The organism is Novosphingobium sp. (assembly GCF_031424035.1).
Classification (GTDB): domain Bacteria; phylum Pseudomonadota; class Alphaproteobacteria; order Sphingomonadales; family Sphingomonadaceae; genus Novosphingobium.
Genome location: NZ_JANPGP010000119.1, coordinates 20,549 through 46,465, shown reverse-complemented (window position 1 = coordinate 46,465; position 25,917 = coordinate 20,549). Strand labels below are relative to the sequence as shown.

General features: G+C 64.7%; 26 protein-coding genes and 1 pseudogene. 13 read left to right on the top strand and 14 right to left on the bottom strand.

Translation table 11 applies throughout. The annotated features are described in order from the left end of the window. From RMO89_RS16705 to RMO89_RS16685, 5 genes and pseudogenes are all read right to left on the bottom strand, one after another. Nucleotides 1–153 (bottom strand): ATP-binding cassette domain-containing protein (locus tag RMO89_RS16705; protein WP_310534546.1); only part of this gene is annotated, 153 nt, incomplete at its 3' end. A gap of 2 nt (nt 154–155) precedes the next feature. Then, a complete protein-coding gene (gene pstA, locus RMO89_RS16700) occupies nt 156–1,013 on the bottom strand; it encodes a phosphate ABC transporter permease PstA (protein WP_310534544.1) in 858 nt (285 codons plus the stop codon). Between the two features lie 43 nt (nt 1,014–1,056). Next, nucleotides 1,057–2,434: pseudogene (gene pstC, locus RMO89_RS16695) on the bottom strand (phosphate ABC transporter permease subunit PstC). A gap of 5 nt (nt 2,435–2,439) precedes the next feature. Continuing rightward, nucleotides 2,440–3,477 (bottom strand): substrate-binding domain-containing protein, encoded by a 1,038-nt coding sequence (locus RMO89_RS16690; protein ID WP_409035572.1) that lies wholly within the window; start codon nt 3,475–3,477, stop codon nt 2,440–2,442. Nucleotides 3,478–3,572: 95 nt separating this feature from the next. Next, nucleotides 3,573–4,574, bottom strand: a complete 1,002-nt coding sequence (locus RMO89_RS16685; RefSeq protein WP_310534541.1) for an ATP-binding protein — start codon at nt 4,572–4,574, stop codon at nt 3,573–3,575. 97 nt (nt 4,575–4,671) lie between these two features. Here RMO89_RS16685 and RMO89_RS16680 point away from each other — a divergent pair, with 97 nt between their 5' ends. Continuing rightward, nucleotides 4,672–5,364: a fumarylacetoacetate hydrolase family protein gene (locus RMO89_RS16680; protein ID WP_310534540.1), complete on the top strand. Its 693-nt coding sequence runs from the start codon at nt 4,672–4,674 to the stop codon at nt 5,362–5,364. 26 nt (nt 5,365–5,390) lie between these two features. On the opposite strand, the gene RMO89_RS16675 is transcribed toward RMO89_RS16680, so the two are convergent. The 4 genes from RMO89_RS16675 to mutM all read right to left on the bottom strand — a co-directional run bounded on the left by RMO89_RS16675 (nt 5,391) and on the right by mutM (nt 8,849). Then, nucleotides 5,391–5,624, bottom strand: a complete 234-nt coding sequence (locus tag RMO89_RS16675) for a hypothetical protein (protein ID WP_310534539.1) — start codon at nt 5,622–5,624, stop codon at nt 5,391–5,393. Between the two features lie 3 nt (nt 5,625–5,627). Continuing rightward, on the bottom strand, nt 5,628–7,097 hold the full coding sequence (gene dnaA / locus RMO89_RS16670) for a chromosomal replication initiator protein DnaA (RefSeq protein ID WP_310534537.1): 1,470 nt from the start codon (nt 7,095–7,097) through the stop codon (nt 5,628–5,630). A gap of 526 nt (nt 7,098–7,623) precedes the next feature. After that, on the bottom strand, nt 7,624–7,884 hold the full coding sequence (gene rpsT, locus RMO89_RS16665; protein ID WP_310534535.1) for a 30S ribosomal protein S20: 261 nt from the start codon (nt 7,882–7,884) through the stop codon (nt 7,624–7,626). A gap of 149 nt (nt 7,885–8,033) precedes the next feature. Continuing rightward, nucleotides 8,034–8,849, bottom strand: coding sequence for a bifunctional DNA-formamidopyrimidine glycosylase/DNA-(apurinic or apyrimidinic site) lyase (gene mutM, locus RMO89_RS16660; protein WP_310534533.1), 816 nt, complete (start codon nt 8,847–8,849; stop codon nt 8,034–8,036). A gap of 164 nt (nt 8,850–9,013) precedes the next feature. On the opposite strand from mutM, the gene RMO89_RS16655 reads away from it, so the two are divergent. From RMO89_RS16655 to RMO89_RS16635, 5 genes are all read left to right on the top strand, one after another. Then, nucleotides 9,014–9,745: a class I SAM-dependent methyltransferase gene (locus tag RMO89_RS16655; protein WP_310534532.1), complete on the top strand. Its 732-nt coding sequence runs from the start codon at nt 9,014–9,016 to the stop codon at nt 9,743–9,745. A 139-nt stretch (nt 9,746–9,884) separates the two neighbouring features. Beyond that, the gene (gene ubiB, locus RMO89_RS16650; protein WP_310534531.1) at nt 9,885–11,432 is read left to right on the top strand and encodes a 2-polyprenylphenol 6-hydroxylase; all 1,548 of its coding nucleotides are present in this window, start codon (nt 9,885–9,887) and stop codon (nt 11,430–11,432) included. After that, the gene (locus RMO89_RS16645; protein WP_310534530.1) at nt 11,432–11,710 is read left to right on the top strand and encodes a hypothetical protein; all 279 of its coding nucleotides are present in this window, start codon (nt 11,432–11,434) and stop codon (nt 11,708–11,710) included. Before ubiB ends, RMO89_RS16645 begins: the two co-directional genes overlap by 1 nt. Beyond that, nucleotides 11,707–12,174, top strand: a complete 468-nt coding sequence (locus RMO89_RS16640; RefSeq protein ID WP_310534529.1) for a YbaK/EbsC family protein — start codon at nt 11,707–11,709, stop codon at nt 12,172–12,174. Before RMO89_RS16645 ends, RMO89_RS16640 begins: the two co-directional genes overlap by 4 nt. Before the next feature lie 79 nt (nt 12,175–12,253). Continuing rightward, nucleotides 12,254–13,549: an amino acid permease gene (locus RMO89_RS16635; protein WP_310534528.1), complete on the top strand. Its 1,296-nt coding sequence runs from the start codon at nt 12,254–12,256 to the stop codon at nt 13,547–13,549. On the opposite strand, the gene RMO89_RS16630 is transcribed toward RMO89_RS16635, so the two are convergent. Beyond that, complete coding sequence (locus RMO89_RS16630; protein ID WP_310534527.1) at nt 13,524–15,122, bottom strand: NAD(P)/FAD-dependent oxidoreductase; 1,599 nt, start codon at nt 15,120–15,122, stop codon at nt 13,524–13,526. The genes RMO89_RS16635 and RMO89_RS16630 overlap by 26 nt on opposite strands. Further along, on the bottom strand, nt 15,119–16,300 hold the full coding sequence (locus RMO89_RS16625; RefSeq protein WP_310534526.1) for an aromatic ring-hydroxylating dioxygenase subunit alpha: 1,182 nt from the start codon (nt 16,298–16,300) through the stop codon (nt 15,119–15,121). Before RMO89_RS16625 ends, RMO89_RS16630 begins: the two co-directional genes overlap by 4 nt. Before the next feature lie 199 nt (nt 16,301–16,499). On the opposite strand from RMO89_RS16625, the gene RMO89_RS16620 reads away from it, so the two are divergent. From RMO89_RS16620 to RMO89_RS16600, 5 genes are read left to right on the top strand one after another with little or no spacing between them, the layout of a single operon-like run. After that, the gene (locus RMO89_RS16620) at nt 16,500–17,657 is read left to right on the top strand and encodes a hypothetical protein (RefSeq protein WP_310534525.1); all 1,158 of its coding nucleotides are present in this window, start codon (nt 16,500–16,502) and stop codon (nt 17,655–17,657) included. Next, entirely contained in the window at nt 17,654–18,799 is a 1,146-nt protein-coding gene (locus RMO89_RS16615) for a hypothetical protein (RefSeq protein WP_310534524.1), read from the top strand. Before RMO89_RS16620 ends, RMO89_RS16615 begins: the two co-directional genes overlap by 4 nt. Further along, a complete protein-coding gene (locus tag RMO89_RS16610; protein WP_310534523.1) occupies nt 18,796–20,442 on the top strand; it encodes a bifunctional phosphopantothenoylcysteine decarboxylase/phosphopantothenate synthase in 1,647 nt (548 codons plus the stop codon). Before RMO89_RS16615 ends, RMO89_RS16610 begins: the two co-directional genes overlap by 4 nt. After that, on the top strand, nt 20,439–20,903 hold the full coding sequence (gene dut / locus RMO89_RS16605; protein WP_310534522.1) for a dUTP diphosphatase: 465 nt from the start codon (nt 20,439–20,441) through the stop codon (nt 20,901–20,903). The genes RMO89_RS16610 and dut overlap by 4 nt, the downstream gene beginning before the upstream one ends. A 5-nt stretch (nt 20,904–20,908) precedes the next feature. After that, nucleotides 20,909–22,291 carry a transglutaminase-like domain-containing protein gene (locus RMO89_RS16600; protein ID WP_310534521.1) on the top strand — a complete coding sequence of 461 codons (1,383 nt, stop codon included), beginning with the start codon at nt 20,909–20,911 and terminating at the stop codon, nt 22,289–22,291. Here RMO89_RS16600 and RMO89_RS16595 read toward each other — a convergent pair. Genes RMO89_RS16595 through RMO89_RS16585 form a run of 3 tightly spaced genes read right to left on the bottom strand, consistent with a single transcriptional unit; the run spans nt 22,288 to nt 24,517 of the window. After that, nucleotides 22,288–23,025 (bottom strand): enoyl-CoA hydratase/isomerase family protein, encoded by a 738-nt coding sequence (locus RMO89_RS16595; RefSeq protein ID WP_310534520.1) that lies wholly within the window; start codon nt 23,023–23,025, stop codon nt 22,288–22,290. The two genes, RMO89_RS16600 and RMO89_RS16595, sit on opposite strands and share 4 nt — an antisense overlap. Next, nucleotides 23,022–24,041, bottom strand: a complete 1,020-nt coding sequence (locus tag RMO89_RS16590) for a nitronate monooxygenase (RefSeq protein ID WP_310534519.1) — start codon at nt 24,039–24,041, stop codon at nt 23,022–23,024. Before RMO89_RS16590 ends, RMO89_RS16595 begins: the two co-directional genes overlap by 4 nt. A gap of 17 nt (nt 24,042–24,058) precedes the next feature. Continuing rightward, entirely contained in the window at nt 24,059–24,517 is a 459-nt protein-coding gene (locus tag RMO89_RS16585) for a transcriptional regulator (protein ID WP_310534518.1), read from the bottom strand. Between the two features lie 59 nt (nt 24,518–24,576). On the opposite strand from RMO89_RS16585, the gene RMO89_RS16580 reads away from it, so the two are divergent. Further along, nucleotides 24,577–25,383, top strand: coding sequence for an SDR family NAD(P)-dependent oxidoreductase (locus tag RMO89_RS16580; RefSeq protein ID WP_310534517.1), 807 nt, complete (start codon nt 24,577–24,579; stop codon nt 25,381–25,383). 4 nt (nt 25,384–25,387) lie between these two features. After that, entirely contained in the window at nt 25,388–25,882 is a 495-nt protein-coding gene (locus RMO89_RS16575; protein WP_310534514.1) for a nuclear transport factor 2 family protein, read from the top strand. The last annotated feature ends 35 nt before the right edge of the window (nt 25,883–25,917 follow it).

Below are 25,917 nucleotides of genomic sequence, written 5' to 3'. Positions count from 1 at the left end.
CACGCGCAGGAAGGTGCTCTTGCCGCAGCCCGACGGGCCGATGAAGGCGGTCACGTGTTCGCTGGCGATGTCGATCGAGACATCGTTGATCGCCTGCTTCTCGCCATAGAAGACCTTGACGTTGCGGGCGGAAATTCGGTTCGTCTCTGTCATGTTTACCAGCGTGTTTCGAAGCGGTTGCGGAGGTAGATGGCCAGCCCGTTCATCGCGAGCAGGAAGGCCAGCAGGACGATAATCGCAGCAGAGGTGTTCTGCACGAAGGCCTGGTCGATTTCATCGGACCACAGGAAGATCTGCATCGGCAGGACGGTTGCCGTGTCGGTCACGCCCTCGGGCGGTGCGGAAGCGAAGACGCGCATGCCGATGATCAGCAGCGGCGCGGTTTCGCCCAGCGCGCGGGCCATGCCGATGATTGTGCCGGTGAGGATGCCGGGCAGCGCCAGCGGCAGAACGTGGTGGAACACGGCCTGAACCGGGCTTGCGCCGACGGCCAGCGCGGCGTCCTTGATCGACGGCGGCACGGCCTTGATCGCATTGCGTCCGGCGATGACGATGACCGGCATGGTCATCAGCGCCAGGGTCATGCCACCGACGAGCGCCGAACTTCGCGGCAGGCCCATAACCTGGATGAACACGGCAAGGCCGAGCAGGCCGAAGATGATCGAGGGCACGGCGGCAAGGTTGTTGATCGATACCTCAACCCAGTCGGTCCAGCGGCTGCGCGGGGCGAACTGTTCGAGATAGACCGCCGCCAGCACGCCGAGCGGGAACGACAACGCCAGCGTGACGCCCATGGTCAGCAACGATCCCTTGAATGCGCCCCAGATACCGGCCGTGGCGGCCTCGGTCGAATCCGATCCGGTGAGGAACGACCAGTCGATTCCGCCGAGACCGTCGCGCAGCATGATGAACAGCAGGAAAGCGAGGAACGACAGGCTTAGCGCGACCGCGCCTGCGCCAATCGCCTTGAAGCGGCGTTCGGCGGCGTAGCGGCCTTGCAGTCGCTTCGCCATTTCCGGGCTGTTCCACGTTGACACCTGAGGGGGGACGGCGGGCTCAGTCATACGCTTCCCGGTACTTCTTGACGACGCGAAGTGCGACGATGTTGAGCGCGAGGGTGACGACAAACAGGACCAGCCCCAGCGCAAAGGCGGAGAGCGTGGACGGGTGGCTGAAATCGCCGTCTCCGGTCAGCAGGCGGGCGATCTGGTACGTCACCGTGGTCATCGATTCGAACGGATTGGCAGAAAGGCGCGCGGCAGCGCCGGCGGCCATGAACACGATCATCGTTTCACCGATAGCGCGGCTGATCGCCAGCATCACGCCAGCGACGATGCCGGGCAGCGCGGCGGGGATCAGCACTTTCTTGATCGTTTCCGACTTGGTCGCACCCATCGCCAGGCTGCCGTCGCGCATCGATTGTGGCACAGCGGCGATGGCATCATCGGCCATCGAGGAGACGAAGGGCACGATCATCACGCCCATGACGAGACCGGCGGCCAGTGCGCTTTCGGTCGTCGGGTTGGCAATGCCGATGGCCGTGCCAAAATCGCGGATCAGAGGCCACGGTGAGCGCGGCGAAATAGCCGTAAACCACGGTTGGAACACCGGCGAGAATCTCGAGGATTGGCTTCACCCAGCGGCGAAAACGCGCGCTGGCATATTGGGTGAGGAAGATCGCGCTCATCAGGCCGAGCGGCACGGCGACGATCATGGCGATGATCGCACCGATGAACAGCGTGCCCCAGAACAGCGGCAAGGCGCCCAGCTTTTCGCCGATTTCAGGCGTGATCGGCGCGAACGGATCGGGGTTCCAGTTGGTTCCGAACAGGAAGTCGATCGGGCTGACAAAGGTAAAGAACCGCGCCGCCTCAAAAACCAGCGACCCGATAATGCCGACAGTTGTCAGGATGGCGACCGAGCTTGCCGCGAGCAGCAGGCCAAGCACCCCGCGCTCCACGCGGGTGCGCGCCGGGAAATCGGCCCGCACGCGGGTGAAGCCGAAAGCACCGCCAGCGAAAGCCAGCACGGCAACCAGCGCGGCGCCGATCAGGTCAAAGCGCGTGAGGATCGCTTTCGCGGCCGGAACGAGCTGCGACGCCTCGGCCCGGAAGGCACCAAAACCGCCATTACGCGCCGCGGCCAGCGCCTCGTTGACAATGGCGTCGCGCTCCATGTCCATCGCCGGCAGGATCGAGGCAGCAGGATCGGCGAGCAACGCGGCGCGGACGAGGCCGGTGGCGACGCCGTTCCACACGGCCCAGCCGATCAGCGCCGGGACCAGCACCCAAAGTGCCATGTGCCAGCCGTGGTAATTGGGCATGGCCTTGAGCGAGCCGCGGCCCGTATACAGGCCTTGCGCCCGGGAGCGTGCGGTCCACCAGGACACGCCCCCGAGCGCAAGTAACATAGCCAGGACTATTGCCGGATGCATCGGTCTTACTTGAGGCCCGAGGCGTCCATCGGGACAAGCTTCGCCGCCAGTTCGGCGTTCTTGTTGCGGACGTCCTCAGTCGAAATGACCATGCCCTTGCTCTTCAGCAGGCCATCAGGGCCCCACGACTTGGCCCAGGCGGCGACAAATTCCTTGAGGCCGGGAATGGCGTTCAGGTGCGCCAGCTTCACATAGATGTAGAGCGGGCGTGCGCCGGGATAGGAGAAGTCCGAGATCGAGGCATAGGTCGGGTCGATGCCGTTCATCGGCACGCCTTTCAGCTTGTCCATGTTCTCTTCAAGGAACGAGAAGCCGAAGATGCCGATGGCCTTGGGATTGGCGGCGATCTTCTGGACGATCAGGTTGTCGGCCTCACCCGAATCGACATAGGCGCCGTCTTCGCGGACTTCGGTGCAGGTCTTCTTGTGGGCGTCCTTGTCGCTTTCCTTGAGCACCTTCATCGCCGGGTCGCTGTCGCAGCCCTTGGTCAGGATCAGCTCGGCCAGCGCGTCGCGGGTGCCCGAAGTCGAGGGCGGACCATAGACGAGGATGGGGATCGCCGGCAGGGCGGGGTTCACATCGCTCCAGTTCTTGGCGGTGTTGGGCTTGCCAAAGGGATTGGCGGCCAGTGCCTTGTAGACGTCGGTCGGGGTCAGCTTCATTGCCGGGCCTTCCTTGGCCTCGGCAAAGGCGATGCCATCAAGCCCGACCTGGATTTCGGCGATGTCCTTGACGCCGTTTTTCACGCATTCCTCGAACTCGGACTTCTTGATCCGGCGCGAGGCATCGGCGATGTCGGGGTGCGTTGCACCGACGCCGGCGCAGAACAGCTTGATGCCCGAACCGGTGCCGTTCTGTTCAACCTTGGGCGCCTTGACACCCGACTTGGCGGTTTCTTCCGCAACAGCCGAGGCGAAGGGGTAAAGCGTGGATGAGCCGACAGCCCAGGCGGCATCACGGCTGGAGGACGAGCCACCGCCGCCACAAGCGGTGAGAGCGGCTGAGGAAATGGCGACAAATGCCAGCGTCTTAAAGCGCATTATGGGAACCTTTCTTGCGAATCGCCGGTAGAGATATTGCGCTTCCGTGACAGTCTTGTGACACTCGAACAAGTCGCGGAAATTCGTGGTAGCGGCCGTCAAGCAGACGGCGCATTTTCCTTCTTGAGCGGTAAAATGACCGTTGCCGTGGTGCCCTGGCCGGGCCGGCTGGAGATATCGAACCAACCGCGATGGCGTTCGGCGATGTGCTTGACGATGGCAAGGCCCAGCCCGGTGCCGCCAGCGGCGCGGCTGCGCCCGGCATCGACGCGGTAAAAGCGCTCGGTCAGGCGCGGCAGGTGTTCAGGGGCAATGCCTTCGCCGTCGTCGGAGATGGAAATGGCGATCCGGCCCGAACCACTGTTATCAACCTCGATCCGCACGGGGCTGTCAGCCTTGCCATATTTGATCGCATTATCGACGAGGTTGCGGAGCACCTGCGCCAGCTGGCCGCGATCACCGGCGACAATGGCGCTGTCGCAATTGCCGGTAATCACCACCTTGGCGCGGTCCTGCACCTCGCCTGCGGCCTCGCGCACCAGCGCGGCGATGTCGACCGAATCGGTGGGCGCATCGTGCTTGACTGCCTCGATCCGCGAAAGTGACATCAGATCCTCGACCAGAGCGCGCATCCGCTGCGCCTCGTGCCGGATGATCCCAAGGAAACGCTTCCGCGTATCCGGATCGCCGCCGGCCTTGTCATCCTCAAGCGTCTCGACATAGCCCAAGACCGCCGCCAGCGGTGTGCGCAGTTCGTGACTGGCATTGGCGACGAAATCGGCGTGGGCCTTGGCAACGCTGACCCGGACCGACAAGTCTTCCAGCACCACCATCTTGCGGCGCGCAGTCAGTGGATGGCACGCCAGATCCCACTGACTGCCACGGCCTGATAGCCCCTCGATCCGCGCGGTGCCGCCTTGCGGCGCGGCGATCACGGACAGAGCCTGAGGAATGCGCACCGCGATGCGCACGTCCTGCCCGACGACATGGCCGCCCAGAATGGCGCGCGCCGCTGCATTGGCAAAGCGGACGATGTCATCCTCCAGCAGCATGACCGGCTGGTTGATATGTTCGAGCATGGGGGAGTCGGTAAAGGGCATGGCGCGCAGCCTAGAGGGGAACGAGGCACTTGTCAGGTCGGGATTGACAGGGGGCAGGGCGGGAGGCAGCGCAGGGGCTCTGTTCAAGGGAAAAGCAATGCCTGACCTGCTGTTTAGCCTGCCCGCCATTCCCGCCGTGCCGGTGCGCGGCACCGATGCGCGATTCCCGGTGCACCGGATTTTCTGCGTCGGGCGCAATTACGAAGCCCACGCGCAGGAAATGGGCACCACGGCTGACCGCGAGGCGCCGTTCTATTTTACCAAGAGCCCGGCAGCGCTGACGCTGACTGGGGCAAGCGTGCCCTATGCGCCGGGGACGGCGGACCTGCATCACGAGATGGAACTGGTCGTCGCGATCGGGGCTCCCGGTTTCGAAATTGCCCCGGCCCGCGCCATGGACCACGTATTCGGCTATGCCTGCGGGCTCGACATGACGCGGCGCGATTTGCAGAACGCTGCAAAAGCCAAGCAGCGGCCGTGGGATACCGGCAAGGACTTTGAAAACGCGGCGATTATCGCAGCCATCACGCCAGCGGCGGAGTTCGGGGAACTTGCCAATCAGCGCATCTGGCTCAGCGTCAATGGCGAGGTGCGGCAGGATCAGACGCTGGCCGATCTGGTGTGGAGCGTCCCTGAACTGATCGCCGACCTGTCAAAGTACTATCACTTGCAGGCGGGCGACCTGATTTACACCGGCACGCCGGCAGGTGTCGGCCCGGTGGTCCGGACCGACAGGTTGCATGGCGGGATCGACGGGCTCGATCCGGTGGAGATTCTAATAGTCGCCTAGACTAGATCCACCAGTATTCTTTCAAATTATGTGATTTCGAATCCGCTCAAAATCGAATGAGCCATGCAATCTTCACTTGCCTCATTGGTCGCGCCTTGAGCGATGTGAGCAATTTCTTCGATCTGGAAAATTCTGACGCCCGAAGGATCAGCGGCCCAAGGGACCGTAACCATTTCATGAACTGATGGTTTGGATTGAAGTACAAACGGTCCAACCAATTCACCGTCGCCGTTATTCCGGATCAAGACAGTAATCGCCATGCTTCAGCTTTCGAGCTGGCGCAGCAGCGAGCGCACGTCGCCGTCCATATCGGCGTCGCGGGTGCGCAGGTCTTCGATCAGGCGCACGGCGTGGATCACGGTCGAGTGGTCGCGCCCGCCGAACTTGCGGCCGATTTCCGGGTACGAGCGCGGGGTGAGCACCTTGGCGAGGTACATCGCCACCTGGCGCGGGCGGACGACCGCGCGGGCGCGGCGCTTGCTGGCCATTTCGGTGCGGTCAACGCGGTAGAACTGGCAGACAGTGCGCTGGATTTCATCGATGGTGATGCGGCGGCGGTTGGCCGAGAGGATGTCGGTGAGCTGTTCCTCGGCCAATTGCAGCGAAACGGCCTGTCCGGTCAGCTGGGCATAGGCGATCAGCTTGTTCAGCCCGCCCACCAGTTCACGCACGTTGCGGTTGATCGTGCGGGCAAGGAATTCGATGACGTCCGAAGGCACTTCGGTCGGCGACGAGAACCGCGCGAGGCGATGTTCGAGGATCATGCGGCGCAGTTCGATGTCGGCGGGCATGATGTCGGCGACGAGGCCCATCGACAGGCGCGAAAGCAGGCGCTGTTCCACCCCGTCGAGCGCCTGCGGGGCGCGGTCGGCGGCGAAAACCAGTCGCTTGCCTTCGGCGAGCAGGGCATCGATCGTATAGAGCAGCTCTTCCTGCGCCGAAGCCTTGCCGATGATGAACTGGATATCGTCAACCATCAGCAGGTCGAACCCGCGCAGGCGTGACTTGAACTCGATCATCTGGCCCTGACGCAGCGCCTGGACGAATTCGACCATGAAACGTTCGGCAGAGCAGTAGAAGATGCGCGCCCGCGGATGCGTGGCGAGGAAGGCGTGGCCGATGGCATGGAGCAGGTGAGTCTTGCCCTGACCGGTCGCCGCCTTGAGATAGAGCGGCGCGAACTGCGGCGTTTCGGTGGCCGCCATGCGCTGCGCTGCGTTGCAGGCCAGCACGTTCGAGCCGCCAGTGACGAAACTGGTAAAGGTCAGCGAGGGATCAAGCCCCATCGTGCCGAGGCCGAGCGCATCATTGGCCATGCCGCCGAAATCGCCGCTGGCCATCGAAAGCTGGCCGCCCTGCGGCATCGAACCCGAAGGCGCGCCGTCATTGGCCGGGCGGCGCGAATCGCCGAGGCGCAGGTCAGGCATGCCGCGACGGCCGGGGTGCACGGCAACACGCACATGGCGCACGTCGGGCCGGGCGATCTTCCATGCGAGTGAAAGCCGATCGGAAAACCGGTCTGAAACCCAGTTGGCGGAAAATTCGGTTGGCAGGAACAGGTCCAGTGTACCGGTTTCCTTGCAGAAAGTGCCGGGCTGAATCGGCTTGATCCACTGGCTGTGAAGCTGATGGCCAAGGTCCTTGCGCAGGCCCTGGCTGATATCCGCCCAGTCGGCGGCCAGATCGAGCGCGTCCTGGTCTTCGATGCGCGATCCGTTTGCTTTGCCCTTCACGGCCTGGTCTCCACTCATAATAACATACCGGACCATCGCGAAAAGCGCGCTGCCCCCACCCCATTGCGACACAGAGACCGCACCCTCCCCCGAAGGTAACGTGCCCGGGCTCCCCAGCGACCGGGCATTCGGACGCAAACCGACGACCGTTGAGGCAGCTTGCCCCAAGCGTTCATGCAGTCTCGTTCCGAATCTGTGGGCCCTTCGGAAAGAGAGAATCTCTCCGTCGGACAAGCAGGATTAAACTCGGTGACGGCCTTCAGGGCAAGGGGGGATAAAGCCAAAAAATAATAATAATCGCCTTGACTCTGAAGGACCCGCTGAAATGCAACTGTAACAATTGAAACTGGCGGAATTACGTCGATTTTGCCAGTTTCGGGTGCCGAATCACGGAAATTCAAGCACTTTCATGGCGGTCTTGTGACGCCTTCTGCAGGCAAACGAAAAGGCCGGGGTTTTGGCCCCGGCCTTCATCGATTTTTGGTCTGTTTCGGTGCGCGCGGACAAGCCCGCGGCGCAGGCCGGATCAGAGGCCCGAAACGGCCTTGGTCAGACGCGAAAGCTTGCGGCTGGCAGTGTTCTTGTGAAGCACGCCGCGGGCAACGCCCCGAGCCAGTTCAGGCTGTGCCGCCTTGAGCGCGTCCGCAGCAGCGGTCTTGTCACCGCCGGCGATCGCCGATTCGACCTTCTTCACGAAGGTGCGGATGCGACCGATGCGGTTGCCGTTGATTTCGGCGCGCTTTTCATTGCGACGGATGCGCTTCTTGGCTTGCGGCGTATTGGCCATGTGTGTCTGACTCTCGTCTTCTGGGGGCCGCCGGAGCAGCCGGAATGCTGGAAAAACTGCAAGGAAGGCGAACCGAAGCCCGCCGGGAAAGCGCGGCCCTTAGCGAGCGGCCTCCGAATCGTCAAGCGGGAGTCTTGCCAAACGGTGCTTCATTTCTGGCATTTGGCACACCAGAACGTGCTGCGCCCGCCTTGCACCATGCGTTGTACCGGGGTGCCACAATGCAGGCAAGGCTGTGCCTCGCGGCCATAGACCCGCCAGTTCGCCGCGAAATAGCCGAGTTCGCCGTTGGGCTGGGCATAATCCCGAATGGTCGAGCCGCCCGCCTCGATCGATTCGGAAAGCACGGCCTTGATCTCGGGCACCAGCCGATCAATCGCCTTGCGGCTGATCGATCCTGCGGCCTTGTCGGGCCGGATGCCGGCGCGCAGCAGCGCTTCGCAGACGTAGATGTTGCCTAGGCCCGCAACGATTCTCTGGTCGAGCAGCAGGGGTTTCACCGGCGCTGCACGCCCCTTGAACGCTGCGGCCAGGTGCTGCGTGGTCAGGTCCTCGCCAAGCGGCTCAGGGCCAAGCGCGGCGAAGGCGGGCCACTGATAAAGGCCAGCCGTATCGACCAGATCGACTGAACCAAACCGCCGCGCATCGTTAAGCGCCAGTACGTGGCCAGCGCCGGTTTCCAGCACCAGATGGTCGTGCTTGTCGGGCGTTTCCGGCTCGATCCGCCAGCGCCCGCTCATGCCAAGGTGGAACACCATGGTATGGTCACGGTCGGTATGGATCAGGCCATATTTCGCCCGTCGGCCGAGCGAGGTCACTGTTGCCCCGGTCAGGCTCTGCACGAGTCCTTCCGGGAAAGGCCGGCGCAGGTCGGCCCGGTTGAGCGTCACGCGGGCGATGCGTTCGCCCTCGAGATAGCGCGCAAGGCCGCGCACGGTGGTTTCGACTTCGGGTAACTCAGGCATGGGTTTTCTCGTCATCCCGGCCCCCGCGCCGGGATCGCTGGCGGGGTGTTCCGACCTAGAGGCCAGCGGTCCCGGGTCAAGTCTATCCTGAGCTTCGCCGAAGGGCCCGGGAGGACGCACGATCACTCTTTGCCCGCAACACAAACTCCCCTAAGGCACGGCGCATGAATGATCAGGTTTCCTTCGGCTACGAAGACGTGCCCATAGAGGAAAAGACCGCCCGTGTCGGCGCGGTATTTTCTGCGGTGGCGAAGAAGTACGATGTGATGAACGACGCCATGTCGGGCGGAATGCACCGATTGTGGAAGGATCAGTTCGTCCGCCGGGTCAAACCGCGCGAGGGCGAGCAGATCCTCGACATGGCGGGCGGCACCGGCGACATTGCCTTCCGCATGGCCGAGCGCGGCGCGACTATCACCGTGTCCGACATCAATCAGGACATGCTCGACGTCGGCATCGAACGCGCGATGGAGAGGGGCTTTGACGACCTTGTCTGGTCGCGCCAGAATGCCGAGGAACTGACCTTTCCGGACCGCTTCTTCGATGCCTACACCATCGCTTTCGGCATCCGCAACGTCACTCGCATCGACAAGGCACTGGCCGAGGCGCACCGCGTGTTGAAGCACGGAGGACGGTTCTATTGCCTCGAATTCTCGACCACTGAATGGCCCGGCTTCAAGGAAGTCTACGATGCCTATTCGCATAAGCTGGTGCCGTGGCTGGGTGAGAAGATCGCCGGGGACGCCGAGTCCTATCGCTACCTGATCGAATCGATCCGCCGCTTCCCGCCGATGCGTGAATTCGAAGGCATGATCCGCGAGGCTGGGTTCGCCCGGACCAAGGTGGAGCCGATCCTTGGCGGGCTGGTGGCGATTCACTCGGGGTGGAAGATTTGATGGCGGTTCGCACAAAACCTTCGTCATCCCCGCGCAGGCGGGAATCCATCTCCGGCGTTTTCGGCCAGAACGACGGGTGGGAGATAGGTTCCCGCCTGCGCGGGAATGACGAGTTTTCTTTGGTTATCTGCCTGCACTCATGACCTCACCCGCTACCCACATATTGCGCCTGCTGCGCTGGGGCCGCGTGCTGGCCAGGCACGGGGCGCTGCGCGGGATCGAGAATGATCGCAACGCGCCGAAACAGGTCAAGCGGCTGGTGCGGCTGGCGCGACTGGGCACGTTCCAGCCACGCGTGCCTGACTATGCCGGTGCCTTTCAGGCCATCGGCCCGGCGGCGATCAAGCTGGGGCAAAGCCTTGCCACCCGGCCTGACCTTGTTGGCGAGGAGGCCGCGCGCAACCTGCTGACCCTGCAGGACAGCCTGCCGCCGCTGCCATTCGCGGCAATCGAACAGGCAATCGAGTCGGGTTTCGGCAAGCCCGTGAGCGAAATGTTCCTTTCGCTCGATACCGATCCGGTCGGCTCGGCATCGGTCGCGCAGGTTCACCGCGGGATCACCACCGACGGGCGGCACGTGGCGGTAAAGGTCCTGCGCCCGGGCATCCGCGAAAAGTTCGCCCGCGATATCGAGACTTACGAATGGGCCGCCGCGCACCTTGAGGCGATGGGCGGCGAAGCGACACGCCTGCGCCCCCGCGCGGTGATCGACAATTTCAAGCGCTGGACCTCACGCGAGCTCGACCTGCGGCGCGAGGCAGCTTCCGCTTCCGAACTGGCCGACGCGATGAACGGCTATGCCGGTTACCGCGTGCCCGACATCGATTGGGACCGCACTTGCGGCACTGTCATGACGATTGCGTGGATCGACGGCACCAAGCTGTCGAACCTCGATGCCTTGCGCGCTGGCGGTATCGACCTGCCCGAACTGGCGCAGCGGCTGGTGCTCTCGTTCCTGACGCAAGCGATCAGCGCCGGATTTTTCCATGCCGACATGCATCAGGGCAACCTGTTCGTCGAAGCAGACGGCACGATTGCAGCGATCGATTTCGGCATCATGGGCCGGATCGACCGCCGCGCGCGGCTGTGGCTGGCAGAGATCCTTTATGGCCTGACGACCGGCAATTACCGCCGCGTTGCCGAGATCCATTTCGAGGCGCAGTACGTGCCCTCGCACCACTCCGTGGACGAATTCGCGACGGCCCTGCGCGCGGTCGGCGAACCGATGCGCGGCAAGCCGGTGAGCGAGCTTTCGGTCGGCGGGATGCTCGACGGCCTGTTCGCCATCACCCGCGATTTCGATATGCAGGTCCAGCCGCACCTGCTGCTGCTGCAGAAGACGATGGTGATGGTTGAGGGGCTGGCCACCTCGCTCGATCCCGAAATCAACATGTGGGACGTGTCCGGCCCCTTCGTGAAGGGCTGGATCCGCGACGAACTCGGCCCCGAGGCGGCACTGGCGGATCGCCTTCGCACCGATGCCGAAACGTTGCTGCGCCTGCCCGAATTGTTGCGCCGGATCGAAGACCGTTTCCCGGCCAAGGGCGGCGCGCCCGAACAGCGGCCTCTGCCTGAGGTCGAACTGGTCTGGGAACGCAGGGGCGACCGGCGCTGGCCCGGTTACGCGCTGGCGCTGGCCATCGGCGGCGCGGCCGTCTGGGGCGCGGGCGCGCTCGGCTGGCTCTGATGGACCTCGACGCGCTGTTCCTGCATTTCTTCGAAACCGAAGACCCGTCGACCCTGACGCAGGAAGACTTCGCGCTGGGGATCGAACGGCTGCGGCTGGGGTTTGAGCTGGAACGCGAAGAGGGGCGCAAGTTCGCGCTATGGACCCTGCTCGAAGGGCTGGGCCATGCGCCGCTGCCCGCCGATGCCTTCGCCAAGCACCCGCAGCTGAAAGCGGCGGCGGAGGAATACCTCAAGGCCGCCTTCCGCCTCGAACGTTTTGGCGATCCTGACGAATGAGCGAGGCCAGCGTGCGCGCCTGGCTGGCCGAACACGCGCCTGACATCGCGTTGATCGATCAGGGCGTGAGCACCGCGACCGTGACTGAAGCAGCAGAGGCGCTTGGCGTCGAGCCGGGCCGCATTGCCAAGACGCTGGCGTTCCGCGTGGGCGACACGCCGATGCTCCTCGTCGCGCGCGGCGATGCGCGGCTGGACAATGCCAAGTGCAAGGCGGAACTCGGCGGACGGCCGCGGATGCTCGATGCCGATGCGACGCTGGAACTGACCGGCCACGCCGTCGGCGGGGTATGCCCCTTCGGGCTGGCGAACCCGGTGGCCATCGTTTGCGACCGGTCGCTGCTCGCTTACGAGACAGTGTTCCCGGCAGCAGGATCGCGCACATCGTCGGTCGAAATCTCGCCGCAGCGGTTGGCCGAACTGGTCGGCGGCGAGTGGGTGGATATCTGCAAGCTGCCTGACTGAGGCGGATTACCTCGACAGCCTGCCCGTTTCGTGTTGCACTCTTTTCACGACCTAGGGGCAGGGACGCGGGGAGACTTCGATGGAAGGCACTGACAAGAGGCCGTTCGGCTTCTGGACCGCGACCGCGCTGGTCGTCGGCGGGATGATTGGCGCGGGCATATTCGTCCAGCCGGCGCAGCTTGCACCTTTTGGCTGGACCGGGATGATGGCCTGGTTCATCGCCGTTCCCGCCGCCATGCTGCTGGCCTATGTGCTCTCGAAACTGACCGCCGCGCGGCCCGGATCGACCGGCATGATCGAGATCGTTGGCGATGCGCTCGGGCCGATGCCGGGGGTGCTGGTCGGCTGGTCTTATTGGGTCGGCATCATATCAGCCAATGCGATCATCGCGCTTACCGCCGTGCGTTACCTTGCCGAATTCGTACCGGGTTTGACCGCTACCCCGCTGGCGACCGCGCTGGCGGCAACGGCGCTGATCTGGGCGCTGACCCTGCTCAATCTGGGCGGTGCTCGGGGGGCGGGGCGGTTTCAGGTGCTGACCACAGTGCTCAAGCTGTTGCCGCTCGTCGCCGTGGTGCTGATCGTTGGGGGGCTGGTGTTTACCGATCCGGCGACTTTCGCCCGCCATGCGCAGGCCCCCTTCAAAGCAAGGCAACTGACCACCGCGCTGACGCTCGCCTTCTTCCCGCTCGTCGGCTTCGAAAGCGCCTCGCTCGCGGCTGAACGGGTGCGCGATCCGGCGCGCAATGTCTTGCGGGCAACGCTGTTCGGCACGGCGCTTACCGGGGCGCTCTACATCGTCATCTGCAATGGCATCGTGCTGGCCATGCCGCCTGCCGAGGTCGCTGCATCCGATGCGCCCGTGGCCCTGTTCGTGCAGAACTTCTGGGGACGCGGAGCGGGACTTGCCGTTGCCGCCTTTGCCGCGATTTCGGCCATCGGCTGCCTCAATTGCTGGGTTTTGATGCAGGGCGAGGTGCCACTGGGTATGGCGCGGGCCGGACTGTTGCCCGCCTTCATCGCTCGCACCAGCGCCCGCGACGTGCCGACTGCGGCGATCCTTTTTTCGACTGTGCTGGGCAGCGCCCTGGTGATGTGCGGCGCATTGCCGGGATTGACCGGAGTGCTGACCTTCATGCTGCAACTGACCACTGCGGCGACGGTCTGGCTTTATGCCGGTGCAACACTTGCTGCGCTCAAGCTGGGTATTGTGCGCGGTCCTGCGGTGATTGGATTGCTGGCGGCGGGCTGGGTGCTGTGGGGCTCAGGTATGGAGCCCCTCTTGCTCAGCATTGCCCTGATGTTGACCGCCGTGCCGCTCTACTGGCTGCGGCCCCGCCCATCCCAAGTTAAGACCGCAGCAGCTTCCGGATAAGCGGCCGGTCGGCAAGGATTGCCTGCGCCGCATTGTGCCCCGGCGCGCCGGTCACGCCGCCGCCCGGATGGGTGCCCGATCCGCACATGTAGAGTCCCTTGATGGGCCCGCGGTAGTCGCCGTGGCCCAACACCGGGCGCGCGGCCCAGAGCTGGTCGATGCCCATCGTGCCGTGAAAGATGTCGCCGCCGATCAGGCCGAATTTGCGCTCCAGATCGAGCGGGGAGTGGATCTGCCGAGCGATGACGCTGGCCTTGAAGTTGGGCGCATGGTCGGTGATCGTATCGATGATCCCATCCGCCGCCGCCTCGCGGTGAGTGTCCCAATCCAGCGCCGGATCGTACTGCTGGCAGAACAGTGTGGCGACATGGCATCCCGGCGGGGCGAGGCTGTCATCCACCGTCGAGGGGATGGTGATCTCGACAATCGGCTTCTTCGACCAGCCGTGTTGCTGCGCGTCGATGAAGGCCTGATCCATGTAATCCATGCCCGGCGCGATGATGATGCCGGCGGTGTGATGCTCGGCCTGTTCCTTCCCCGGCAACACGGAGAAATCGGGCAATTCGGACAGCGCGACATTCATGCGGAAGGTGCCCGAACCGGTCTTGTAGGTCTTGATCCGCTGCCGGAAATCAGCATCGAGATCGGCCTCGTCGACGAGTCGGCGGTAGAGGAGCGCAGGGCCGACATTGGCCGCGACGATGGGCGCGACGATTTCCTCGCCGCTCTCCAGCCGCACGCCGCGCGCTTTTCCGCCGCTGACCAGCAACTTGTCGACCGGCGTTTCAAGGCTGATCTCCACACCCTGTAGTTCGCAGGCCTTCGCCATGGCCTGCGTGATCGCGCCCATGCCGCCCACTGCGTGGCCCCAGGCGCCCAGCTTGCCGTTGACCTCGCCAAAGACGTGATGAAGCAGGACATAGGCCGATCCGGGGGTCGAAACCCCGGCGTAATTGCCGACCACCGCGTCAAAGGCGAAAGCCGTCTTGATCACGTCATGTTCGAACCAGCCGTCGAGGAAATCGCGCGCGGACTTGGTGAAGATCGCCAGCAGGTCGCGCTGGGTGGCAAGGTCGAGCTTGGCCATCGGCCAGCCCTGCTTCGCCGCCGCGACAATCGCCGCCAGCCCGCCGCCGACATTGGGCGGGGCCTGCAGCGAGAGGTCACGCAGGACGCCCGCGACCTTTTCCAGCGCCGCGTCATAGGCGGGATAGGCGGCGGCGTCCTTGGCCGAAAAGCGGGCGAATTCGGCCTCGGTCCGGCCGGGCCCGCCGCCCAGTTTCAGGTAGTCATTCTCCAGCGGGAAGAAGTTGGAGATCTTGCGTTCGACCACGCGGTAGCCGTGATCGTGCAGCCTCATGTCGGCGATCACCTTGGGCCGCAGCAGGCTGACCGTGTAGCTGGCGGTCGAGTTGCGGAAGCCGGGATGGAATTCCTCGGTCACCGCCGCGCCGCCCACGACATGTCGGCGTTCGAGCACCCGCACCCGCATCCCCGCGCGGGCAAGATAGAAAGCGCAGGTCAGGCCATTGTGCCCGCCACCGATGATGAGCGCATCGTAGTGCTTGGTCATTCTTTGCTCCAGCCCGCTGCGGGCGAATGGGGAAAGCGGGCTTGCGGGATCAGCGCGCGGATCTTGCGCGCGAAAGAGCGGAGGCAGACCTCGCTCGTGGCAATCGGCCCGGTGGTGAAACTGCGGCTTTCCATGCCCGCCTGCACGAGGGAAATCAGCCAGGTATCTTCGGCATTGACCACGCGGTTGATCCGCCAGTTGGCATAGCGCGCGAGTTTCATTTCGCGGCGCTCATCCGGCAGCGCATAGGCAACTTCGCGCAGCAGACACGATGTCGGCCCGGTGGGCAGCCACTGCATGAAATCGATCTGGTCGGCGTAGATATCGAAGGCCATGTTCGGCCAGAGCTTGAAGTAGAGCCAGCGGTGCTGTGCCTCGTCGGGCAAGTGCTCCACGCGCGGCAGATGCGCGGCGTAGAACCGTTCCCAGAAGGTCTGCTTTTCGCTGGCCGCGACTTCGCCGGACAGCCGGTCCACCCAACCATGCGCCTCGATCCGGTAGGAGTCGCCGACCAGCCGGCTCAGCCCGTCATGCGCGACCGGAATGTGCAGGTTGTCCGAATAATTGTCGCCCACGGTCTTCCAGTTCACGGCGCGCGGGCGGTGGCGGACGGGGGCCAAGAGGTGCATCTCGGCGAAGCGGTAAGGTGCGATCTCGGCCTCGAAGGGCGCCATCATTTCAGCGGGCGTGGGAAAGCCTGCGGGCGAGAGGCAGACGAAGTAGAAGCCTTGCCATGTCTCCAGAGCCACGGGGGCGAGGCCATTGTCCTGCAGCCGCAGCGCCGGATAGTCGGCCTTCATCGGCACGCCCTGCAGGCTGCCGTCGCTGCCATAGGTCCACGCGTGATAGGGGCAGACGAGCTTCTTCGCGCAGCCAGCGGGCCCCTCGACGAGCCGCATAGCACGGTGGCGGCAGACGTTGGTGAAGGCGCGGACAACGCCGTCATCGCCGCGGATCACGATCACGCTTTCGCCGGCGTAATCGATCGTCTGGAAATCGCCGGGGGCAGGAATATCGCTGTCGTGACAGACGATCTGCCAGCTTGGGCGGATCACCCGCTCCATCTCGGCGGCGTGAAATTCGGCGTCGTGATAGGTCCAGCCGGGCAGGCTGAAATCGGCGTCGCAGTCCACCGCGTCGCTTTCGATCGCGGCAATCGCCGGGTCAGGTTCGATCATGATGCGGCGAATCCGGCGGACATGGCGCGGACCTTAGCACCTCGCCGCACCAGCGAAAGCGCCGGGGCAAACGCGCCCACGGAAAGGAAATCGCAACCATGGCAACCTATGGATTTCCCCCATAGTGCGCAAAGCCCGCTTTGCGCGCGCGGCGGGGCTGTGGCAGCAATGCGGCAGAACCGGGGGCTCTGGGGGTCGCATGAGCGTGGAGGAAGTTAAGGCGGAAGGGGCCGCACCGGCTTTTGACCGCTATGCCCACTGGCGAAAGTGGCCGGCGAGGCTTGCACTCGCCGTGCTGCTGTTGCTGATGGCGCTCGCCGCCTGGGCGCCGGGAATGCCGCGCGAATTGGCTGATGCACCTGATCTTGTCACGCAGTCTCGGGCACCGATTGCCGCCGCGCCCGTCAATGCGGCTAAGCCAACTGCGGGCGAAAAGGACAACGACCTCCTGCTCTATCGCCGCATTGCCGAGCGTGTCGCGGCGGGCGATGATTATTACGTTGCCGCCACCGAACTACAGCGTGCCAATGGCTACCCGGTTGCGCCCGGCTTTACCGTGCGATTGCCGACGCTGGCCTATGTGACTGCGGCGCTGGGGCCGAAGGGCATGGTCGGACTGAACCTCGCGCTGGTTTTCGCTGCACTGGCCTTCATGTACCGGCGCTTTGCTGCTGAACCGGGCGGCGAGCCGGTGAAACTGGTCGGCACGGCGCTGCTGCTTGTCGGCCTGTCGACGTCGATGGCCGCCGAATTCCTCAGCCTGCATGAGGTCTGGGCGGCCGAGCTGATGGTGTTCTCCTTCGCGCTGCACCAACCCGACAAGGACAAGTGGATTGCTGCCCTGATTGTCGCTGCCGCCGCTATCGCAGTGCGCGAACTGGCGCTGCCGTTCGTGCTGCTTATGGGCGCGCTGGCGCTGTGGCGCGGAAGCCGGCGTGAGGCACTGGGCTGGGCATTGCTTGTTGCCCTGTTCGCCGCCGGCCTCGCCTGGCATCTGAGCCTTGCCGAAGCGCATATCCGGGCCGGAGATGCGGTTTCGCCGTCGTGGTTGGCGCTCGAAGGGATCGGCGGCTGGCTCTATAAGGTCGAGCATTCGAGCCTGCTGAACCTGCTGCCGCAAATGATCGCCGGGCCGCTCGCCGTGCTGGCCGTCTTCGGCTGGACCGGGTGGAACAGCCAGGCGGGCCGCTTTGGCGCGCTGCTGTCGCTGGGCTATGCGCTGGCTTTCATGATCGCCGGGCGGCAGAACAATTTCTATTGGGGGGTGATTGCCGTGCCGTTCCTGTTCATGGGCCTCGCGTGGATGCCATTTGCTCTGCGCAGCCTGATCGATGCCGCGCGGGAGACACCCGCATGACCGCACCCGAGTGGAACCGCTTCGCCCACTGGAAGGCCGCTCCGGCGCGCGCGGTGCTGGCGCTGCTGCTGACCTTCCTCGTGCTCGCCGCGATCACGCCGATGCGGTCGGGCGAAGGCGTGCACACCTCGCTCGCCGAAGGGCGCAAGGTCAAGGCAGGCGACAAGGCGCGCGACGAGGACCTCGCGCTTTACGACCGCGTGACCGAGCGCCTGCGCCGGGGTGAGAACTATTACGAGGCGGTTGCCATCGAACACCGCGCCAGCCGCTATCCGCTGCGCCCAGGCTTTGCCGTGCGCCTGCCGACGCTGGCGACGATTGAGGCGCAGTTGCCGCCGCCGACGAATCCCAGCGATGGCGGCAAGGTCGAGGCATTGCTCGCGCTGGCGCTGATCGCTGCAATCCTGATCGTCTGGTGGCGAAGGCTGGGCGAGGAACCGGGCGGGGAACGCGTGCGCCTGTGGGCCACGGTCCTGCTGTTCCTTGGCGTGCAAATCCTCTCGATCGGCTATTTCTTCGTGCTGCATGAATTGTGGTCGGGCGGCCTGCTGGCGCTTGCCATGGGGCTGTACCGGCCAGAGAAGGGCAAGTGGCTGGGCACATGGCTCGCCGCCGCTGCGGCGCTCGCCTTGCGCGAACATGCGCTGCCCTTCGTGCTACTGCTCGGTGCCTTTGCCTTGTGGCACCGGCGTTGGAAGGAGTTCGGAGCCTGGACGCTGCTCGTCGGCTTCTTCATCGCTGCCATGGCGGTGCACCTGCATACCGTCGCCGGACTGGTGCGCCCCGGTGATCCGGTCGGGCCCTCGTGGGTCACGTTGCGTGGACTGTCAGGCTGGATGTCGATGGTCGTGCTGTCGAGCAATCTGCGGCTTATCCCGGCGATGCTGGCAGGGCCGCTGATGGTGCTGATGGTCTTCGGCTGGGCCGGCTGGCGCACCCCGATCGCCACTTTCGCCACGCTGCTGTTCCTCGGCTACGGCCTCGCCTTCATGATCGGCGGGCGCGGCGACAACTGGTACTGGGGCATGATGATCGCGCCGATGATGTGGCTCGGCCTCGCATTTGTGCCGATGGCGCTCAAGGGATTGGCAAGCGCGGCCTTTCCCTCGGCCAAAGCAGCGGCTAATAGCGAAAGCGCATGATCGGACCCCGGATTCTCCTCGTCGTCGGCGGCGGCATCGCGGCTTACAAGTCGTGTGAACTGGTGCGCCTGATCCGCAAGAACGGCGGCTCGGTAACCTGCGTGCTGACCGAGGGCGGTTCGCAGTTCGTCACCGCGATGAGCCTGGCCGCGCTGTCGGAAAATCCTGTCCACACCACCCTGTGGGACCTGCGTAACGAAGCCGAAATGGGTCACATCCGCCTTAGCCGCGAGGCAGACCTCGTTGTGGTCTGCCCGGCCACGGCAGACCTGCTGGCGCGCATGGCGGCGGGCATCGCCGATGACCTGGCGACCACGCTGCTGCTCGCCACCGACAAGCCGGTGATGGCGGTACCGGCGATGAACGTGCGGATGTGGCTGCATCCCGCCACCCAGCGCAATGTCGAGACACTGGCCGGAGCCGGCTGCCTCATTGTTGAACCGGACGAAGGCGACATGGCCTGCGGCGAATATGGCCCCGGACGCCTGCCCGAACCCGAAGCGATCTGGGCACGGATTTCCAGCCTGTTCGAAGGGCCGGATGCCCTGCCGATGCAGGGCCTAAGCGCGCCACTTGCAGGCTCGGTGCTCGAAGCGCTTGAGCCTGATGATGATGGCAGCGGTGACATCGGTTTGGGGCCGATGGCGTCCAAGCTGATCCAGCGTGAAGGCAAGGGCAAGGCGCCGTCGCTCGACGATATCGATTACCTGCCGGCGCCACCATCCAGCGATCCGGTCGAACTGCCGATCCCAGCGATTCCCGAAGTGCCTGTTCCCGCGACTTCGCTTGAGGCCACCCCGGTCCCCACCGCCGGCGGTCCGCTGGCGAAAAAGGGCCGCGCGCGCGCCGCTCCGCCGACCGATCCGCAGGCGATCAACCACACGGTCAACGCCAACCAGTCCGCACCCGAACCAATCCCGGGCGATGATCACGGCGTGCGAGTCGATATCCTCGACGGTCAGCCCGATTTCGATCCGGGCGAGCCGGTTGAAGGCCCGCTGACTGGCAAGCACATTCTCGTCACCGCCGGGCCAACGCACGAACCTATCGATCCGGTGCGCTACATTGCCAATCGCAGCTCGGGCAAGCAAGGCTATGCCATTGCCGCAGCCGCCGCTCGTCTGGGCGCGCGGGTCACGCTCGTCTCCGGTCCGGTAAGCCTGCCCACCCCGCGCGGGGTGGACCGCGTCGATGTCGAAACCGCGCGTCAGATGGCCGATGCGGTGAAGGAAGGGCTTCCAGCCGACTGCGCGGTCATGGTCGCCGCCGTGGCTGACTGGCGTTCGAAAGACGTGTCCAAGGGCAAGATCAAAAAGCGCGGATCGGCCCCGCCAGTGCTGATGCTCACCGAAAACCCGGACATCCTCGCCAGTGTCGCGGCGGGCGGGCGCAAGCCCAAATTGCTTGTCGGATTTGCGGCGGAAACCGATCACGTGCTTGAACACGCCACTGAAAAGCGCACTCGCAAGGGCGCGGACTGGATCGTTGCCAACGACGTATCGGGCGATGTCATGGGCGGCGCGATCAACCGGGTGGCAATTATCACCTCAACCGGGGTCGAACACCTGCCCGAAATGCCCAAGGAGGCCGTGGCCATGGCGATCATGGAACGGATCGCACAGGCGCTGGAGACTGCCCAATGAGCGAAGCCGTACCCGTTCTCGTCAAGCGGCTGGACCATGGGCAGGGGCTGGACCTGCCGGCCTATGCCACCAGCGGCGCGGCCGGCATGGACGTGGTTTCGGCCGAGGATGTGAGTCTTGCTCCCGGCGCGCGTCATGCGGTTGCCACCGGGTTGGCAATGGCGATCCCGCCGGGTTTCGAAGTGCAGGTGCGTCCGCGCTCAGGCCTTGCGCTCAAGCATGGCATCACCGTGCCCAACACGCCGGGGACGATCGATTCCGACTATCGCGGCGAACTCAAGATCATCCTGATCAACCATGGCAGCGTGCCGTTCGACATCCGCCGCGGTGACCGCGTGGCGCAGCTGGTGCTGGCACCGGTCGTGCAGGCGGGCTGGGTGGAAGTAGACGAACTGGATGACACGGCGCGAGGCGCGGGCGGCTTCGGTTCGACCGGCGGAGTGGTGGCGCTCGGATCCTGAGCGGGATGCGTCTTGCTCTCGCCTTAGCGCTTTTCTGGGCAGGGCCAGCGCTGGCATCGGACACATGGTTCCGCATCACCGATGAGCAGGGCCAGTTAATTGGTTGGCAGCGCGAAAGCGTCGAAACCATCCCCGCAGGCCGCCGCCTGACACGCGAACGGGTCACGGCTTTCCGCATCAAGGACCACCCCGCCGCACGGCTGACCGTGCGTGTGGTCCGCGAGGAAGACGCGCAGGGGCGCCCGCTAAGCCTGCTTGCCGAGACTGATCGCAATGGCAGCACAAGCCGGGTGCGCCTGACGGTCGCCGGCACAACCATGCTGGTCGAAAGTGCACGAGGCAAGGCGCAGATCATGCGGCAGATACTGCTCGATCCAGCGCTGCGGCTGGCGGACGGGGAGTGGCTCTCCGGTACGCCGATGACGGGCGATATTGCCGAGATCGAACCCGGCACAACCACGATCCAGCGCGGCCGCACCGAACGTTCGAAGACAAGTGTGGAAGAGGCGCTAATTCATTACCGCAACGGCGAATTTGCCGACGCCTGGCTGGTTACGAAGGACGGCAAGGGCGAAGTCTTGCGCGCCGAAAAGCCTCTACCCGGCGGGCGGCAAGTCTTCGAACGCAGCGCTGAGCCGGTGCGGGCCAGCCAGCTTTCAGCGGGCCGCGCGGTTTCCAGCCTGCGCTTCAAATCGCCATTTTCAATCTCTGAAGCAGCTTTGCGCGGCCACATCCGCTACATATTCCGCCCACGCGCCGGTGCACCGCTCGCCGTGCCCGAAACCGCCGAGCAGCGGGTGCGGGAACAGGCGGACGGCACGTTTCGGATCGACATCTGCTCCACTTGCGGCCCCAGCATTCCGAACGATGCCGAGAGCCTCGCCCGCTGGCGCGCACCTTCACCGTGGATCGAGAGCGACGCGCCTGAACTGGTCGCCGCTGCCCGCGCGGTTGCCGGTCGCAAGGTTTCCGAACGCACCCGGATGCGCATGCTCGGCGACATTGCCCGCGCGCGGATCAGCCGGGTCGAATTCTTCGGCCACCATTCCGCACGGCAGGCGTGGAAGCTGCGGGCAGGGGACTGTACCGAGGACGCGAATGTCTTCGCCGCACTCGCCCGCGCGGCGGGAATTCCGGCGCGGGTGGCGAACGGGCTGGTGTTCATGCGCGAACGCTATTTCGGCTCGGAAAACGCCTTCCAGCCGCATTCATGGGTGATCGCCTATGTCGACGGCAAGTGGGAGAGTTTCGACATTTCGGTCGGCAGTTTCGATGCAACGCACATTGCGCTGACCCTTGGCAATGGCGAGCCGGGGCCGATCCTCGCCGCGAACCGCAAGGCCGGGCTGCTGCAATGGGAAGGCATGGCGGAAGTGCGGACGCGCTAGTCTTTTTTCGCAAACCGGGCGATTCGATCTTGGTGATCGGGCGAGCGGCCGGGGTAATTTTCGGCCTCCCAAGCCAGCGCGTCTTCGATCTGCATGCCCTCGGTCGCCGCCAGCGCGCGCTTGACGTAGAGGTTGGTGTACCGCGAATTGGCCGCCACCTGCGCGGCGAAATCCATGACCATCGCGTCCAGTTCGCCAGCTTCGGCGAGCATGTCGACCAGCCCCAGACAGTGCGCTTCCACGCCGTCAATCGGCTGGGCAGACAGCATCATGCGCTTGGCCGCCGAAGGGCCGATCCGGCGCGGCAGGCGCTGGCTCATCCCCCAGGCACCGATCAGGCCCCACTTGCCGTGAGTATCGGCGAAACGCGAGGTCGTATCGGCAAGGATCATGTCGCAGGCGAGCGCCAATTCAAGGCCGCCGGTATAGCAGGCACCGTGGACCGCCGCGATCACGGGTTGCGGCAGGCGGGCAAGCCGTTCGACGATGCCCGGCTTGAAGCGCGGATCGACTGTAACCCCCGCCATCGCCTTGAGGTCAGCCCCGGCACAGAACGCCCGGCCAGCCCCGCGCAGCACGACGCAGCCAATCGAGTCTGCCTGCGCTTCCAGATCGGCAAAGTGCGCGTCAAGTGCTTCGAATGTCGCCGTATCGAGCGCGTTGAGGCTTTCCGGGCGGTTGAGCGTGAGGATGCAGACCTCGCCCTCGTCACGGCGCAGGACGCGGTCAATCATTGCGCATCTCCCCATGCGGGTATCGCGCAGGCGGCGGCATATTCCGCGCTGAGTTGCACCACCAGATCAGTGACGGGCGGGACTGCGTCGATCAGGGCAATCCCTTGTCCCGCGCTCCAGATATCGCGCCACGGCGTCTTGCCTTCGGGCAAGTGCTCGGTCGAGCGACCTTGTGGGATGAACAGGTTCTCCGGATCGAGGCCGATCTCGCGCAGGCTGGCCTTGAGCCACGATGCCGGCAGGCCGTTCACGCCGCGGGTATAGGTCACGTCCGCCGCGCCGCCTTCAACCAGCATCGCCTTGTAGGCCGCTGGCGCATCGCTCTCGCGCGTGGCGATGAAGCGCGTGCCCATATAGGCGAGATCTGCGCCCAGCACCTCTGCCGCGCGCACTGCCGCTCCGGTCGAGATCGCCCCGGCCATGACGATCGTGCCGCCGAAGAAGCTGCGCACCTGCGGCACGAAGGCGAGATGGCTGATCTGCCCGGCGTGCCCGCCGCCGCCCGCGCCGATGCAGACGATGCCGTCCACCCCCGCTGCGGCTGCCTTCTCGGCAAAGCGGATCGTCGTCGCGTCGTGGAAATGCAGCATGCCGTGATCGCGCACCAAAGGCGCATTGGCGGTGGGATCGCCGACCGATGTGACGATGATGTCGACGCTGTGATCGCGGCAGGCGGCGAGGTGGCGGGCGAAGTCTTGCTGGCCCATCGTGGGCGAGATGTTCATCGCCAGCGGCGCGGCGTGCCCGCCTTCGTCCTCGAATGCCTCCAGCGCGGCGCGCACGCAGCGAAGTTGCTCCACCATCTCCTCGAAATCGCGGCAGTGGTTGCGGGTGAGGGATCCAATCACGCCCGCCTTGCAGCAGGCAATGGCCAGTGCCGCCCCGCTGACGAGGAACATCGGCGCGGCAAAGACCGGCAGGATCATCCGGTTTTGCAGGGATTGCGCAATAGCCATGTCAGGTTCTCTCGCCAGAATATCGACCTGCGATGTTGCCGGAAGCGGCCGGCGCTGCAAGTCTGCCGGTGATCATATCACTCGGGCGCGGCATCGCCCTTTTCACGGATCACGCCATCGATGGCCTCGCCCATGGCGCGCAGGAAATCGGCCTGTCGGGACAGGCGCCGCACAGCCGCCTCCCCCATGCCTTCGCGCTGTTCGCCAAGCAGATCCGCCATCCGGCGCAGCATGGCAGAACGCATGGCGAAAGGACCGGTCTGGGCCGACGGCGCATCGAACAGCAATTGCTTGGTGCCCGGCTGCCGCAGGCGGACGGCGTTGCCATAGTCGACCAGCTCGCGCGTCGCCATCGAGGCGTTGCTCTTGGCGATGCCCAGATCGGCTACAATTTCGTCAAGCGTCGCGGGCGTTTCACGCACCAGCAGGTAGGCGAAAACCCGCGCGATCGTGCGCGACCAGCCCCACGGCTCCATCAGCGTGACCATCTCATCCATAAATCGCTGGGTCGATGCGGGCAGGGGTGCGTTTGACATATTCAATGATTCCTGAATTTATGGGGGGAAGGCAAGAGACTTCTTTGCGGAGAGTGAACGTGGCAGGCGAATTTGTTGGAAAGTACGGGCCGTGGGCGCTGATCGCCGGGGCCTCCGAAGGAACCGGTGCGGAGTTCGCGCGGCAGCTTGCGGCAGAGGGCCTCAACCTGATCCTGATCGCGCGGCGCGAAGGCCCGCTGGCGGCGCTGGCGCAGGAGCTTTCCGCCACCGGAGTGGACGTTGTCACCGGGAGCATCGATCTGGCCGCGCCCGACGCGACCCAGCGCCTTGCCGATGTCGCCGGCGACCGCGATGTCGGCCTGCTGGTGTTCAACGCTGGCGCCGATGCGAATGGCGTCGGCTTCCTCAAGGGCGATATTTCGGCGTGGATCGAACTCGCCACGCGCAATTGCCTGACGGTCATGGCAGCATGTCATCATTTCGGGCGGAAGATGCGCGAGCGCGGCCGGGGTGGGTTGCTCGTTTGCGGATCGGGGGTTTGCTATGCCGGCATTCCGGGGATTGGCGTTTACGGCGCGACCAAGGCCTTCGACCTCAACCTGATGGAAAGCCTGTGGGCCGAACTGAAGCCCAGCGGCATTGACGTGCTCTACCTCGTCATAGGGCGGACCGACACGCCCGCGCACCGCGCAGTGACCGAGAAGCAGGGCCGCGACTGGCAACCCGAAACCATGGCCAGCGCCGCCGATGTTGCCCGGCTCGGCCTTGAGCGACTGCCGCATGGACCGATCCAGAACTGGGGCTTGGCCGATGACGAGGCCGGTTGGGCAGGCATTTCCGCCGCCGACCGGCGCAAGCGGATCGAGGCGATAGCCGCTTCGTCGTCCTTTGCGAAGAAGGGCTGAGGCGATGAGCGACCTACTAACCCGGGTGGCCGACCGGCTGGCGATCACCGACCAGATCTACCGCTATTGCCGCGCGATGGACCGGATCGATCACGAACTGGGCTATTCGATCTGGCACGAAGACGGCACGGCCGATTACGAGCACAATTTTCAAGGGACCGGGCGCGGCTTCATTGATCATGTTTGCAGCCAGCACAGTCATTTGCTGCAACATTCTCACCAGATGTCGAACATCATTATCGAGCTTAACGGCGACTATGCGGGAAGCGAAAGCTATGTCACCGCCACGCTGCGGATGGAGCGTGAAGGGCGGCTGATGCAGATGACGGTGCTGTCCCGCTATGTCGATCGCTGGTCGAAGCGCGAGGGGCGGTGGGCGCTCGATCACCGGCGCGCGGTGATGGAAATGGACGAAATACGCGAGGTTACGCCGATGAAGCGGCACAGCGGCTGGGCGCGGGATCGCAGTGATCCTTCCTATGAGGTTCTGAAGGGATGACGCCCCATTTGCCCTTCGCCGCCACCCTGAACTCG